At 72.9% G+C, this 13,702-nt stretch carries 9 protein-coding genes; 4 read left to right on the forward strand and 5 right to left on the reverse strand.

Going from position 1 to position 13,702, the window contains the following annotated elements; translation table 11 throughout:
* Together M6G08_RS29920 and M6G08_RS29925 are read right to left on the reverse strand one after the other, a co-directional pair.
* A complete protein-coding gene (locus tag M6G08_RS29920; protein WP_272590233.1) occupies positions 1-3,324 on the reverse strand; it encodes a DUF4132 domain-containing protein in 3,324 nt (1,107 codons plus the stop codon).
* 185 nt (positions 3,325-3,509) lie between these two features.
* The gene (locus tag M6G08_RS29925; protein WP_272590234.1) at positions 3,510-3,935 is read right to left on the reverse strand and encodes a secondary thiamine-phosphate synthase enzyme YjbQ; all 426 of its coding nucleotides are present in this window, start codon (positions 3,933-3,935) and stop codon (positions 3,510-3,512) included.
* A gap of 55 nt (positions 3,936-3,990) precedes the next feature.
* On the opposite strand from M6G08_RS29925, the gene M6G08_RS29930 reads away from it, so the two are divergent.
* Positions 3,991-5,070 (forward strand): NAD(P)-binding domain-containing protein, encoded by a 1,080-nt coding sequence (locus M6G08_RS29930; RefSeq protein WP_272590235.1) that lies wholly within the window; start codon positions 3,991-3,993, stop codon positions 5,068-5,070.
* A 12-nt stretch (positions 5,071-5,082) separates the two neighbouring features.
* Here the strand turns inward: M6G08_RS29930 and mltG are convergent, their stop codons facing one another.
* Both mltG and M6G08_RS29940 read right to left on the reverse strand, forming a co-directional pair.
* Positions 5,083-5,949 (reverse strand): endolytic transglycosylase MltG, encoded by an 867-nt coding sequence (gene mltG, locus M6G08_RS29935; RefSeq protein WP_272590236.1) that lies wholly within the window; start codon positions 5,947-5,949, stop codon positions 5,083-5,085.
* 43 nt (positions 5,950-5,992) lie between these two features.
* A complete protein-coding gene (locus tag M6G08_RS29940) occupies positions 5,993-7,795 on the reverse strand; it encodes an ABC transporter ATP-binding protein (RefSeq protein WP_272590237.1) in 1,803 nt (600 codons plus the stop codon).
* Between the two features lie 163 nt (positions 7,796-7,958).
* Here M6G08_RS29940 and M6G08_RS29945 point away from each other — a divergent pair, with 163 nt between their 5' ends.
* On the forward strand, positions 7,959-8,420 hold the full coding sequence (locus M6G08_RS29945; protein ID WP_272590238.1) for a MarR family winged helix-turn-helix transcriptional regulator: 462 nt from the start codon (positions 7,959-7,961) through the stop codon (positions 8,418-8,420).
* 22 nt (positions 8,421-8,442) lie between these two features.
* Here the strand turns inward: M6G08_RS29945 and M6G08_RS29950 are convergent, their stop codons facing one another.
* A complete protein-coding gene (locus tag M6G08_RS29950; RefSeq protein WP_272590239.1) occupies positions 8,443-9,201 on the reverse strand; it encodes a hypothetical protein in 759 nt (252 codons plus the stop codon).
* Positions 9,202-9,383: 182 nt separating this feature from the next.
* On the opposite strand from M6G08_RS29950, the gene M6G08_RS29955 reads away from it, so the two are divergent.
* Positions 9,384-11,291 carry an ABC transporter transmembrane domain-containing protein gene (locus M6G08_RS29955; protein WP_272590240.1) on the forward strand — a complete coding sequence of 636 codons (1,908 nt, stop codon included), beginning with the start codon at positions 9,384-9,386 and terminating at the stop codon, positions 11,289-11,291.
* Positions 11,288-13,069 carry an ABC transporter ATP-binding protein gene (locus M6G08_RS29960; RefSeq protein WP_272590241.1) on the forward strand — a complete coding sequence of 594 codons (1,782 nt, stop codon included), beginning with the start codon at positions 11,288-11,290 and terminating at the stop codon, positions 13,067-13,069. The genes M6G08_RS29955 and M6G08_RS29960 overlap by 4 nt, the downstream gene beginning before the upstream one ends.
* Positions 13,070-13,702 lie beyond the last annotated feature (633 nt).

Here is a 13,702-nt window from a genome sequence, read left to right on the forward strand (position 1 = left end):
TCACTTGGCGGTGATGTCGGTCAGGTCGGCGAGGATCTCGGAGGCGATGACGGGGTCGATCTCGCCGAGGCGGTGCGGGTACGCGTGGACGCGCCAGTAGTCGCCGGGGGCGGTGTCGATCCAGATGGTCTCGAGGGTCTGGTCGGGGAACACGTCGACCATGCCGACGGCGATGCCCTCGTCGAGGGCGATGACGAGGTGGCGGTCGCGGGTGATCGGGCGGGAGAACCAGCGTTCCACGCCGTTGTCCTCGGGCGTGCCGCGTTCCCAGCCGCGCTTGGTGAGGCCGAGGAGTTTCCCGACGGGGACGGTGACTCCCTCGAAGCGGGTCAGCCGGTGGCCGGTGGCCTCCTCGTCGGTGAAGGCGTGCACGGGACGCCCGAGCTGCGGGAAGGGCTGGAGGATCTCGTAGTCGGCGAAGAGGTCGGCCCACGCCTCGAGTTCGTCTCCCAGATGGAGGGGGTGGGCGAGGCGCACGGCGGCGTCGGCGGGGAGGGCCCATGCGTCGTCGTGGACGTCGGCGAGGGTGAGGTCCTCGGCGACACGGAACGCGGTCACCGTGCGGTCACCGTCACCGTCACCGTCACCGTCGCAGTCGCCGAGCCAGACCAGGCGGCGTACCAAGTGGCGCAGCAGGGGGTGTTCGACGAGCAGTTCGCGGAACTCGGCGGCGGTCCAGGAGCGGCTGGTGACCATGGCGGCCTCCAGGCGGCGCAGCTGGTCGGAGGCAATGGTCCGGACCTCCTTCTTGAGGGCGGCGAACCGCTTGCGCTCGGCGGGTGCTAGTTCCGGGTCGTCCTTGACGCCCGGGGCCGGCAGCGCCTTGCGGAGCTTGCCGGTCTCGTCGCGGACACAGGGGCGGAGCTGTTCGTCGAAGGTGACGGTGAAGCGGCGCGGGCCGTAGTCGATGACGGTGCTGCCGTCGTCGGCGAGGCCGAGGTCGGGGACCAGCCGGTCGGCGAGCTGGTCGGTGGTGAGGCCGAGTCCTTCGGCGACCTCGTCGATCTTCTCCCGGGCCCGCTTCTTGAGGGCCTTGAACGGCACCCGCTGGGAGATGCCGTGCAGATGGCGCAGGGCGGTGTCGGTGCCGATCGCAGCGAGGACGGTGAGGCCCTCGACGGCCCGGTGGTGGGCGTTCTCACCGGGCCAGGCACGCACGACGGGGGTGAGACGGCGGACGGTCTCGTCGTCGCCGAGGAGGCCGAGGGCGTGGAGGGCCCAGCTGTCCTTGGCCGGCATGCCGTGGAACCGCCACGTCTCGCACAGGGCCCAGGCGAACTCGGCGAGCGAGCCGGCGTCGCACTGCTCGGTGACGATGGCGAGGCCGGGGTAGACGTCACCGGGCTTGGAGATCTGCAGCATGGTCGTCAGGTGGCGGACGGCGTCCGGGGGCAGGGCGCCGCGGCCGTCGGTGAGCCGGATCTGCGGGAAGAGGGCGGGGTCGGCCCAGGTGCAGGGGGACGGCATCCTCGCCGGGAGGGCGGCCTCCAGCGGATCACCGGCGAGGAGGTCGGCGACGATCTCCTCGGCCTCGGCGCCGCAGCCCGCGGCGATCTCCCGGACGGTCTCGGCGCCCACCTCTGCGGCGAGTTGCCTCAGTGCGTGTTCTGCGTGGGTGCGGGGCGTGCCCGCCGGGCCGACGGCGTCGGGAACGAGGAGGGCGGCCGCGGCCCGGCCGTGGCGGCGGAGCCAGGCGAGAACCGTGGGCCTCAGCGACTGGCGGCGCACCAGCCACTCGGCCATCTGCCGGGCCACCTCGACGCTGCGGTAGGGCAGCAGCAGGCCGCAGACGGTGGCCGGATACCGGGCGGCGAGCCGGCTCAGCATCGGCAGGGCGTGCACGCCGTGGCGGGCGGCGACTGGCTTGAGGTGGCTCTCGGTGTCCCAGACGTGCTCGGGGGCGAAGGTGTCGAGCAGTGGGCGTACGACGTCCTCGGGGCCGGTGACGAAGAGCCGGGCGGCGTGGATGTTGCCCCGCCATGTCCCCTGCTGCATCTGCCGGATCTCGCGGGACCAGTCGTGCTCGCGCCACCAGGGGGTTTCGGCGGCGAGGGTGGCCGCCCAGGCCTCCTGCTCCCCGGGCTTCCAGGCCACCTCGGCCTGCGGCGCCCCGGGGACGTCGCGGGCCACGCGGGCCTTGCGGCGGGTGCGCTTCCGCGTCCACGGCGGGGCGATCAGCAGGGCGGGGAGCGCCTCCGCAGGCGCTTCCGCGTCCCGCTCGCCCCGCTTCAGCAGCGGGGCGACGACGGCTGCGGAGGCTTCGGGCAGAGCGGGCAACGTCTCCTTCGTGAGCTCCGGGTGGGTCACCACGTGCAGGGGCAGCAGCATCCGGGCGAGGGACGCCTGTTCGCCGTCGCCCGCCGCTGCGGCGGAGAGCAGACGCAGGGCGCGCCGCGGGTAGCGGTTCATGGCGTCGAGCAGGGCGGGGCGGACGTGGCGGTTGCCGCCCTTCTTCAGGAGCAGGCGGAAGGCGTCGTCCGTGGGCAGTTCGGCGGCCCAGCCCGCGACGTCCCGGTGTCCGTCGGATCCGTAGGCTCCGTCGAACGCGTCCTCCAGCAGCGACCCGACGGCGGGACCGAGCCGGTTCGCGAGGGTGGCGAGCAGTGGGAGTTTCCAGCCGTTCCAGCCGAGTCGTACTCCTTCGCCGATGCGGGCGATCTGCTCCGGCCGGTACAGGGAGAGAAGGAGCATGCGCCGCAGGGCGGAGTCGTTCGGTATCGGACCGTCGCAGCACTCGTCGACCCAGGCATGCTCCTCGGGTACCAGGTAGGAGACCACGATGCGGCGCTCGACGCTGTCCCGGAGGCCGGTGAGGGCCTCGACGGTCCGCCGTCGGGTCTCCTCGTCGACCGCCGCGAGCAGCTCCCGGACACGGGCAGCGGTCTCCCACACGTAGTAGGTCCGGTAACCGGTCGCTCGCCGCAGCGCCGCGTCGTACCGTCGGGAACCCGACTGCTTGTAATGGGGGTCGACACATCCCAGCTCAACGACGGCACGGGCGGCGAACGGCAGGCCGTGTTCGGTCACGCAGGCGTCGACGAGCACGTCGACCATCGTGTAGTGCCAGCCGACGGCGATCTCCACGGCGGCTCCGAGCGGAGAGGGCCTGCCCTCCCGGTGGGCCCGGCCCTCCTTCACCAGCTCCGGGTCGCTGCCGGAGGAGGAGAACATTCCCTCGAACCAGGCCGCCTCCTGCGCGTAGCGGCGAGCGGCCTTCTCCACCGCGTCCTCGGCCGGCTTCGCGGCGGCCCGCGGCGGCGGCAGCGCCCGCAGCCAGGCGGCGGGCATCTCGAACCGGTCCTCGTCGGCAATGTCCTGGTGCATGGCGCTGTTCCTCCCCGCCCCCGGTGCACGGGGACCTCATGAGCAGTTGCCGATCACGTTAGACCTCGGCACTGACAACGGTCGGGCCCGTGCTCGCCCGGGCAGCGGCAGATCCGCATCGCCGGCCCCTGCCCCATATTGCCGTTCGCCTCGCCCTGCCAGAGTGCCGGCAGCGAGCCGGCGCCTTATCCGAGGAAGCTCAACCGCACCTGACGGTTGTGATTCGAGACGTTGGTGTCCACCAGGCACACCGACTGCCAGGTCCCCAGCTCCAGCCGGCCGCCGATCACGGGGAGCGTCGCGTGCGGCGGCACGAAGGCGGGCAGGACGTGGTCGCGGCCGTGGCCGGGGCTGCCGTGGCGGTGCTGCCAGCGGTCGTCGGCGGGCAGCAGGGTGTGCAGGGCGGTCAGCAGGTCGTCGTCGCTGCCGGCGCCCGTCTCGATGATCGCGATGCCGGCGGTGGCGTGCGGGACGAAGACGTTGAGAAGACCGTCGCGGCCGGCCGCCGCCTCGCGCAGGAAGGACTCGCAGTCGCCCGTGATGTCGGCGACCCGCTCCGTCGATCCGGTGGCGAGGTTCAGGACCCGGGTGGTGAAGGCAGCATCTGGCATGCCTCCATCCTGACACCGGGGGAAGACCGAGGCGCGCTCCGCCGTTGGTAGAAATGTGAACCACACACGTGAGGTCGAGGTCGTCGTCATCGGAGCCGGTCAGGCGGGACTCGCCGCGGCCCATCACCTGCGGCGCACCGGGTTCGAGCCGGAGCGCGACTTCGTGGTGCTGGACCACTCCCCCGGGCCGGGCGGCGCCTGGCAGTTCCGCTGGCCGTCGCTGACGTACGGCAAGGTGCACGGCATGCACGCGCTGCCGGGCATGGAACTGACCGGGGCGGACCCCGCCCGGCCGTCCGCCGAGGTGATCGGCGAGTACTTCGCGGCGTACGAGGAGACCTTCGATCTGCGGGTACGGCGGCCCGTCGACGTCCGCGCGGTGCGCGAGGGGACGGACGGGCGGCTGCTGGTCGAGACGTCGGACGGGTCCTGGTCGACGCGGGCGCTGATCAACGCGACCGGCACCTGGGACCGTCCGTTCTGGCCGCGTTACCCGGGGCAGGAGACCTTCCGCGGGCGGCAGCTGCACACCGCGCGGTACGCCGGCCCCGAGGAGTTCGCCGGACAGCGGGTGGTCGTGGTGGGCGGAGGCGCCTCGGGGACGCAGCACCTGCTGGAGCTGGCCCCGTACGCGGCCGCGACCACGTGGGTGACCAGGCGGCCCCCCGTCTTCCGCGAGGGGCCCTTCGACGAGGAGGCCGGCCGCGCCGCGGTGGCGCTCGTGGAGGAGCGGGTGCGGCAGGGGCTGCCGCCGAAGAGCGTGGTGTCGGTGACCGGACTGCCGCTGAACGACGCGATCCGGGCGGGGCTGGAGTCCGGTGTGCTGGACCGCCTGCCCATGTTCGACCGGGTCACCGAGGAGGGCGTGGCGTGGGACGACGGACGGCGGGTGGCCGCCGACGTGATCCTGTGGGCGACCGGGTTCCGGCCCGTCGTCGACCATCTGGCGCCGCTGCGGCTGCGGGAGGCGGGCGGCGGGATACGGGTCGAGGGGACGCGCTCGGTCGCCGACCCGCGCATCCATCTCGTCGGCTACGGGCCGTCCGCCAGCACCGTCGGCGCCAACCGGGCCGGACGCGCGGCCGTACGGGGCATCAGGCGGCTGCTGGCCGACGAGGAGCCGGTGGCCGCGTGACGCCCCGCCGGGTCAGGTGTCCTGTGCCTGGCCCGAGGCGCTCTGCCCCAGGCGGTTGAACTCGGCGACGTTGCGCTGGTGTTCCGCGTAGTCGGCGGTGAACCGGGTGTCGCCGGGCTTGACGGTGACGAAGTACAGCCAGTCTCCCGGCGTGGGGTTGATCGCGGCGTGCATCGCGTCCTCGCCCGGGTTGGCGATGGGCGTGGGCGGCAGCCCCATGCGCTGGTACGAGTTGTACGGGCTGTCGATCTTCGTGTCCTTGGTGGTGGTCTTCAGGGTGGAACGGCCCAGGGCGTAGTTGATGGTGGAGTCCATCTGGAGCGGCATGCCGCGTTCCAGCCGGTTGAAGATCACCCGGGCCACCTTGCCCATGTCCTCCTTGGTGGCGGCCTCGGCCTGCACGATGCTGGCGATGGTGACCGCCTGGTAGACGTTGAGCGCGTTGCGCTGGGCGCCCGCGGCGATGGGCGCGCCGGTGAACTTCTTGTTCGCCGTGTCGACCATGGCCGTCAACAGCTTCTCGGGGGCGGGGTCCTCGCCGAGTGGGTAGGTCGCCGGGAAGAGGTAGCCCTCGGGATTGCCCCCCGCGTCGTTCGGAAGCTTGAGGTTGGCCTTGGCCAGGGACTTCTTGGTGGTGCCCGCGGGCAGGGCGAGGGTCTTGTCGACGGCCTCGTAGACCTGGGTGGCGCGCCAGCCCTCCGGGATGACGAGGGACGTGGGACGGGACTCTCCCTCGTCGTCCGTCATGAGCAGCGGCACCGCCACGGCGGTACCGGCCACGATGGCGCCGGTCGCGATCAGGGCGATGCGGCCCCGGCGCGTCAGTCTGATCGTTCTCCTGGTGCCTCTCGCGCTGCGCGGCGGTGTGTTCGTCTGCATGCGGGCACGGTAACCCCGATAAGCGGACAAACCTGGCATATCGTCAGCTTGTCGGCTCCAGTCGGGCGTCCCGGCGGACCAGGGCGGCATACCGTCCGTCCCGCGCCAGCAGCTCCTCGTGCGTGCCCTGCTCCGCCAGGCGACCGGAGTCGAGGACCACGATGCGGTCGGCGTCCCGGACGGTGGACAGGCGGTGTGCGATGGTGATCGTGGTGCGGTCGGCGGAGAGGGCGTCGATGGCGGCCTGCACGGCGGCCTCGGTTCGGGTGTCCAGGGCACTGGTCGCCTCGTCCAGAACCAGGACGGGCGGGTCGCGCAGGATGGTGCGGGCGATGGCCAGGCGCTGCTTCTCGCCGCCGGAGAACCGGTGTCCGCGTTCGCCGACCACCGTGTCGTAGCCGTCGGGCAGCGCGGTGATGTGGTCGTGGATCTGCGCCGCCCGCGCCGCCTCCTCCAGCTCCGCGTCGGTGGCGTCCGGCTTGGCGAAGCGCAGGTTCTCGGCGACGGAGGCGTGGAAGAGGTACGTCTCCTGCGAGACGACGCCGACCGCGCGGGCGAGGGTGTCGAAGTCGAGGTCGCGCACGTCGACCCCGTCGAGGGTGACCCGGCCGCCGGTCACGTCGTACAGCCGCGGCACGAGGTGGCCCAGCGTGGACTTGCCGACGCCGGTGGGGCCGACGACGGCGAGGCTGCTGCCGGCGGGGACCGTGACGTCGATGCCGCCGAGGACCGGGCGCCCCTCGTCGCCGTAGCGGAACTCGACGTCCTCGAAGCGGACCTCGCCCTTGACGCGGTCGAGGTGGACGGGGTCGTCCCGCTCGGTGATGTCGACGGGCAGGTCGAGGTACTCGAAGATGCGCTGGAAGAGGGCGAGCGAGGTCTGGATCTGGACGCCGGTCGACAGCAGGCTCACGGCCGGACGGAACAGGCCCTGCTGGAGCGAGACGAAGGCGACGATCGTGCCGAGGGAGACGTCGGGGCCGCCGAGCTGGAGGGCGATGCCGGCGGCCCAGTAGATGACGGCCGGCATGGCGGCCATGACGATCGTGATGACGGCCATCCGCCAGCGGCCCGCCATGTTCGACCGCACTTCCAGGTCGACCAGGCCCTCGGACTCGTCGGCGAAGGCGCGGGTCAGCGAGTCGGAGCGGCCCATGGTGCGGCCGAGCAGGATGCCGCTGACGGAGAGCGACTCCGTGACGGTGGCGGCCATCGCGGCCATCTGCTTCTGCCGCTGAGTGGTGATCTTGCGGCGCTCCCGGCCGACGCGGCGGCTGATCCACACGAACACCGGGAGCAGGAGCAGCGAGACGACGGTCAGGCGCCAGTCGAGCACCACCATGGCGACGATCGTGGCGACCACGCTGGTGAGGTTGGAGACCAGGGAGGTCGCCGTGGAGGTGACGGTGGCCTGCATGCCGCCGATGTCGTTGGCGATGCGGGACTGGACCTCGCCGGTGCGGGTGCGGGTGTAGAAGGCGAGGGACATCCGCTGGAGGCGGCCGTAGACAGCGGTGCGCAGGTCGTGCATGACCCGCTGGCCCACGGTCGTGGAGATCAGCGTCTGGAGCACGCCGAAGACGCCGGTGAGGACGGCGCCGAGGATCATGCCGAGGGCCAGCAGGCTCAGCAGACCGGTACGCCCCTCGGGGATAGCGACGTCGAGGATCTCCTTCAGCAGGAAGGGGGTGGCGACAGAGACGAGCGACGCGGCGCCGACGAGCAGCCCGACGACCGCGAGACGCCCGCGGTAGGGGCGGAACAGTCTCAGGATGCGGCGTACCTGCCGGGGTTGTTCCTTCGCTTCGGCGGGCGCCTGCCAGGCGGGTTCGCGATCGGGATGCATGGGCTCCTACGGAGTTCGGGTGGGTGCGGCGGTGGCGGGCCGGCCGCACGGGACGCATGGACACGCCGGACGGCGGGGGCGCGGCAGGAGCGCGCCGACCTTACGGACCATAGCTCATTGTTACCTATACTCACAATGAACGTCGTCCTGATATTGTTCCCGCATGACCGCCCCCGATCCCGACGGCCTGCTCGCCGAGCAGCTGCTGCGCCTCACCCGCCGGGTGCAGCGCATCCAGAAGCGCCACCTCGAGCACCGCGGCCTCGGCATCACACCGGCCCAGTCCCGGCTGCTGCGCACCCTGGCGCACTACGGCTCGCCGCCCCGCATGGCCGATCTCGCCGAGCGCCTGGAGGTCGTGCCCCGTGCGGTGACGACGCTGGTCGACGGGCTGGAGGCAGGCGGGAAGGTGTGCCGCGTCCCGGACCCCGGCAACCGACGGGTGATCCGGATCGAGCTCACCGACGACGGGCGCGCGGCCCTGCGCGAACTGCACGCCGGACGCCGCGCGGCCGCGGAGGAGATCCTCGCCCCGCTGACGGACGATCAGCGCACGGTGCTGGGCGGGCTTCTGGGCACGCTCATCGACGGCCCGGGGGCGGAAGAGGTTCACCGGGCACCGTGACCGCGGTCGCGGTCGCGCGCGGTCAGGCCGCGAGGTGCGCCCTGTCGCCCATGACGACCACGGGGTGCAGGTCCGGGTCGAGCGTGCGCAGCAGGTACTCCATCCCCGCCTTGGGGAGGCTGACGCAGGCCGACGTGCCGCTGCCGTGGTCCATGTGCAGCCAGATGCTCCCGCCCTTGGACGCTCCCTCGGGGCGGGCGGGGTCGTTCGGCGGGGTGCCCTCGACCCGGTTGTAGTCGATGGCGATCACGTAGTCGAAGTCGTGCCAGTAGGCCTTGGTCCACGACCGCGGTGCCGCGAAGGCGTCGGAACGGGTGTACGGGAGCCCGGCGCCGGGAGCCGGGTCCGGATCCGGGAGGACACCGCCCGCGTCGCTGAGGGTGAACACGCCGACAGGGCTGCGCCTGTCGTTCTCGTGGTGATCGGTCGTCCATCCCTTCCTGCCGTTGTGCGCCGCCCAACTGTGCGCGCGGTGCCAGGCGGAGCCCCGCTTCGTGTACAGCACGACCGTGGCGTCGGCGGAGTCCCTGCCGTCGCCGTACACCGCCACGACCTGGCGGGAGTCGGCGGGTATGCGCCTCAGGAGCCGGTCGCCGACGCCCGGGATCCGTGTCGGGTCGGCGGTGATGCCGCCGCTCCGGCTCGCGGGGGGACGCCCGCCCGCCGAGTCTTCCGGTGCGGGCCCGGACGGGGACGGACCGCCGCAGGCGGACACCGCCGTCAGGAGGAAACCGAGGGCCGCCGCCGCGACCGCCGTACGCCGTGCAGCACCACTGAGCATCACTCCATGGTCGCACCCGTGCCGATCCGGCCGGCAAGGCGGTCGTCGGGCGGTAGCCGGACTCGTACCCAGCCGCGGAAAACCGCTTGATTTTGGGCACGTCGCGACGCGAACCTTTCACGGTTTGCAGCTTCTTCATGCCGTGGTCAACGGCACCCCCTGACACGAGCCACTGGGACGTCATGCAGATCCAAGACCTTCCGTTTCCCGACCCGGGCGTGCCCGACGCGCGCTCCGGGCCCCGATTCCTGTGGTGGCTTTTCCGCAACCAGCTCGGTGGACAACTCAAGTCGCTGGCCTGGGGCCTGCTGCACTTCGCCTCCGTCTCCGCCCTGCCCTTCTGCGTCGGTCTCGCCATCCAGGCCGTCGTCGACGGCTCCGGTACCGGACTGGCCCTCGCCGGTGGCCTGCTGGCACTGTGCTGCGTCGGCAACGCGCTCGGCGACACCTTCCTGCACCGCGCCGCCGTCACCAACTGGATCACCGCGGCGGCCCGCGTCCAGCAACTGCTGGCCCGCAAGACCGCTCTGCTGGGGTCGGCCCTGACCCGCCGGGTGGCGGCCGGAGAGGTCGTGGCCGTCTCCACCGGTGACGTCGAGAAGATCGGCTGGTTCGTGGAGGCCGTCTCCCGCTTCACGGCGGCGGCCCTGACCATCGTGCTGGTCTGCGTGGCCCTCGTCGTCTACGAGCCGGCCCTCGGCGTCGTCGTGATCCTGGGCCTGCCGGTGCTGGCCCTCGCGGTGCTGCCCCTCCTCCCCCGGGCCACCCGGCGGGCCGACGTGCAGCGCGAGAAGGCGGGCCGCGCCACCGAACTCGCCTCGGACACCGTCGCCGGGCTGCGGGTGCTGCGCGGCATCGGCGGCGAGGAACTCTTCCTCGACCGCTACCGGGACGCCTCCCAGGAGGTGCGCCACGCCGCAGTGCGCAGCGCCCGCATGTGGGCCCTGATCTCCGGGATCCAGGTGCTGCTGCCCGGGCTGCTGCTGATCGCGGTGGTCTGGCACGGCGTCCACCTGGCCCGCGAGGGCCGCATCGGCGTCGGCGAACTCGTCACCGTCTACAGCTCGGTCATGATCCTCACCTACCCGCTGCGGCACTTCGAGGAGATCGCCATGGCGTACTCCTTCTCCCGGCCCTCCGCCAAGCGGGCGGCGCGGGTGCTGGCTCTGGAGCGGGCGACCGACACGGCCGGATCGCGCGCCGCCGAGGTCCCGGCCGGGGACCTGTACGACCCCGACACCGGGCTCCTCGCCCCGACCGGCCGCTTCACCGCCGTGGTGTGCGGCGACCCGGACACGGCCGGGCGTCTGGCGGAGCGGCTCGGCGGGCATCCCTCGGAGGCGGGCACCTCCGCCGTGCTGGGTGGGGTGCCGCTCGACGAGTTGCCCCTGGATTCCGCGCGCACCGCCGTCCTGGTCCAGGACAAGGACCCGGTGCTGCTCTCCGGAACTCTGCGCGAGCTGCTCGACGTGCCCGCCTCCGGCAAGGTCGGCGCCGAGGACGCGCTGGCCGCGGCCCAGTGCGGCGACGTGCTGGCGGCGCTGGTGCAGGGTTCGCTCGGCGCGGACGACCCGATGGACGCCCGCATCACCGAACGGGCCCGGTCCCTGTCCGGCGGGCAGCGCCAGCGGCTCGCGCTGGCCCGGTCCCTGATCACGGACCCGGAGGCGCTGGTGCTGGACGAACCGACCTCCGCCGTGGACTCGCACACCGAGGCACGGATCGCGGAGGGCGTGCGTTCCCTGCGCGCCGGACGCACCACCGTGGTCTTCACCTCGTCGCCCCTGCTGCTCGACCGCGCGGACCACGTCGTGTTCCTGCACGACGGGAAGGCCGTCGCGACCGGTACCCACCGGAACCTGCTGCACAGCGAGCCCCGGTACCGGGCCGTGGTGACCCGCGAGACCGACGAGGACACCGCGCCGCACCGGGACGCGAGCCCGGCCGGAGGCGGGCCGGCGAAGACCGCCGGCCGGCACACGGGGTCCCTGGACGGCGGACAGACCGTGGACCGCGACAGAGCGCCGGACGGCGATGTCCTCGGCGACGACGTACTGCACCGACTGGAAGAGATCGAGGAGACGGCATGATCGGCGTCGCGCCACCGTCGTACGACCCGGCGGCCCCGACGACGGCGAGCACCCTGCCCGTCGGCGCGCCCTCGACCGTACGCGCCTACGCCGGCGAGCTGCTGCGCCGGCACCGCCGCGCGTTCGTCCTCCTGGTCACCGTCAACACCGTCGCGGTGATCGCCTCGATGGCGGGCCCCTACCTGCTGGGCGGGCTCGTCGAACGGGTGTCGGACGGTGCCCGCGAACTGCACCTCGGTCTGACAGCCACCTTCTTCGTCCTGGCGCTCGTCGTCCAGGCGGTGTTCGTCCGGGAGGTGCGGCTGCGCGGAGCCGTTCTTGGGGAGCGGATGCTGGCGGATCTGCGTGAGGACTTCCTGGTGCGCTCGGTCGGACTGCCGCCCGGCGTCCTGGAGCGGGCCGGCACCGGCGACCTGCTCTCCCGGATCACGACGGACATCGACCGGCTCGCCAACGCCATGCGCGAGGCCGTGCCCCAGCTCGCGATCGGGGCCGTGTGGGTGGTGCTGCTGCTCGGCGGGCTCGTCGTCACGGCACCGCCGCTGGCGCCCGCGGTCCTGCTCGCGGTGCCGCTGCTGGTGATCGGCTGCCGCTGGTACTTCCGGCGGGCTCCCTCCGCATACCGCTCGGAGGCCGCCGGGTACGCCGCCGTGGCCGCCGCGCTCGCGGAAACCGTGGACGCCGGTCGCACCGTCGAGTCCCACCGGCTGGACGCCCGCCGCATCGAGCTGTCGGAACGCCGGGTCAAGGAGTGGACGGCCTGGGAGCGCTACACACTGTGGCTGCGCTCGGTGCTCTTCCCCGTCATCAACGTCACCCATGTGACCGTGCTCGCCTCCGTTCTGCTGATCGGCGGTGTGTTCGTCCTCCAGGGCTGGATCGGGGTCGGGCAGCTGACCACGGCGGCACTGATCGCACAGATGCTCGTCGACCCGGTCGGCATCATCCTGCGCTGGTACGACGAGCTCCAGGTGGCCCAGGTGTCCCTGGCCCGGCTGGTGGGTGTCCGGGACATCGAGCCGGACGCCGGTGACGCCTCGCTGGCACCCGCCGGCCGGCACGTGCACGCCGAACGCGTGCACTTCGGCTACGTCGAGGGCGTGGACGTCCTGCGCGAGGTGTCGCTCGAGGTGGCCCCCGGCACGCGGCTCGCGCTGGTCGGTCCCTCCGGGGCGGGCAAGTCGACGCTGGGCCGGCTGCTGGCCGGCATCTACGGCCCCCGTGACGGCCGGATCACTCTCGGCGACGCCGAACTGTCCCGGATGACGGCCGAACGCGTCCGCTCCCACGTCGCCCTCGTCAACCAGGAGCACCACGTCTTCGTGGGCTCCCTGCGCGACAACCTCCGCCTCGCCCGGGCCGGCGCCACCGACGCCGAACTGTGGGCGGCGCTGGGCGCGGTCGACGCGGACAACTGGTCCCGGGCGCTCGACGAGGGCCTGGACACCGAGGTCGGCTCGGGCGGCTTCGCGCTCACCCCGGCCCAGGCCCAGCAGATCGCGCTGGCCCGCCTGGTGCTGGCCGACCCGCACACGCTGGTGCTGGACGAGGCGACGTCGCTGCTCGACCCGCGCGCGGCCCGTCACCTCGAACGCTCCCTGGCCCGGGTCCTGGACGGCCGCACGGTGATCGCGATCGCCCACCGTCTGCACACCGCCCATGACGCGGACGTCATCGCCGTCGTCGAGAACGGACGGATCAGCGAACTGGGCAGCCACGACGAACTGGTCGCGGCGGACGGCGCGTACGCGGCGCTGTGGCGGTCGTGGCACGGGTGAGCCCGCGCCTTCGGCCGCCGAGGCAAGGAGCAGCGGGCTCCAGCGTGCACCGCGTCGGGTGCCGGGTGGCGCGAGTTCCTCCCGCTCCCGCGTCGCCCGGTGCGGCAGCGGCACACTCCTGCCTGGTGCCGCGTCGCCCGTACTGAGTGGGGCGCATGCTCCTGCGGCGTGCCGCCCCGCCCGGCGCCGGGCGGGGCACACTTCCGCCGCAGGTCCCGCACTGGTCGGGCCGGGACGGGCGGGGCTGCGCCTGGGGGGCGGGTGCCCCGCCGTCGACTCGGGGCGGGACCGATGGGCCACCGCTCCCCACGCCGCCCGATGGCGCATCAAACGGATTCCCGCGCCTGCCTGGGGACTGGCACCGGGTCCCTGCCAAGAGGCGCTGGGCCGCGCCGCCGAGTGTCTCGGGCACCCCTGTGCCCACGGAGGGGGCCGCCACCTGGGGAGAGGGAGCCGGCACTTCAGGCAGGCGGGGACCGGGCTCCGGCTGGGCCTGCGGGTACGGGCGCCGGGGACCCGGTCGACGGCCGTGCCGTTGCGCGGTCCCGAACGGGAGTGGAAGGCTGGGAGAAGGCACCGGCTCGGGGTGGCCCCGGGAACCGTGCGGTTCCGCCAGGGGTGACGCCTGTGCCC

The sequence above is a fragment of the Streptomyces sp. M92 genome (assembly GCF_028473745.1).
Lineage (GTDB): Bacteria > Actinomycetota > Actinomycetes > Streptomycetales > Streptomycetaceae > Streptomyces.

Excerpts from the sequence above, each read along its gene's own strand:
- M6G08_RS29955 (WP_272590240.1), top strand. The coding sequence starts at position 9,384 with ATGCAGATCCAAGACCTTCCGTTTCCCGACCCGGGCGTGCCCGACGCG.
- M6G08_RS29940 (WP_272590237.1), bottom strand. The coding sequence starts at position 7,795 with ATGCATCCCGATCGCGAACCCGCCTGGCAGGCGCCCGCCGAAGCGAAG.
- M6G08_RS29950 (WP_272590239.1), bottom strand. The coding sequence starts at position 9,201 with ATGCTCAGTGGTGCTGCACGGCGTACGGCGGTCGCGGCGGCGGCCCTC.
- M6G08_RS29945 (WP_272590238.1), top strand. The coding sequence starts at position 7,959 with ATGACCGCCCCCGATCCCGACGGCCTGCTCGCCGAGCAGCTGCTGCGC.
- M6G08_RS29920 (WP_272590233.1), bottom strand. The coding sequence starts at position 3,324 with ATGCACCAGGACATTGCCGACGAGGACCGGTTCGAGATGCCCGCCGCC.
- M6G08_RS29925 (WP_272590234.1), bottom strand. The coding sequence starts at position 3,935 with ATGCCAGATGCTGCCTTCACCACCCGGGTCCTGAACCTCGCCACCGGA.
- M6G08_RS29960 (WP_272590241.1), top strand. The coding sequence starts at position 11,288 with ATGATCGGCGTCGCGCCACCGTCGTACGACCCGGCGGCCCCGACGACG.
- mltG (WP_272590236.1), bottom strand. The coding sequence starts at position 5,949 with ATGCAGACGAACACACCGCCGCGCAGCGCGAGAGGCACCAGGAGAACG.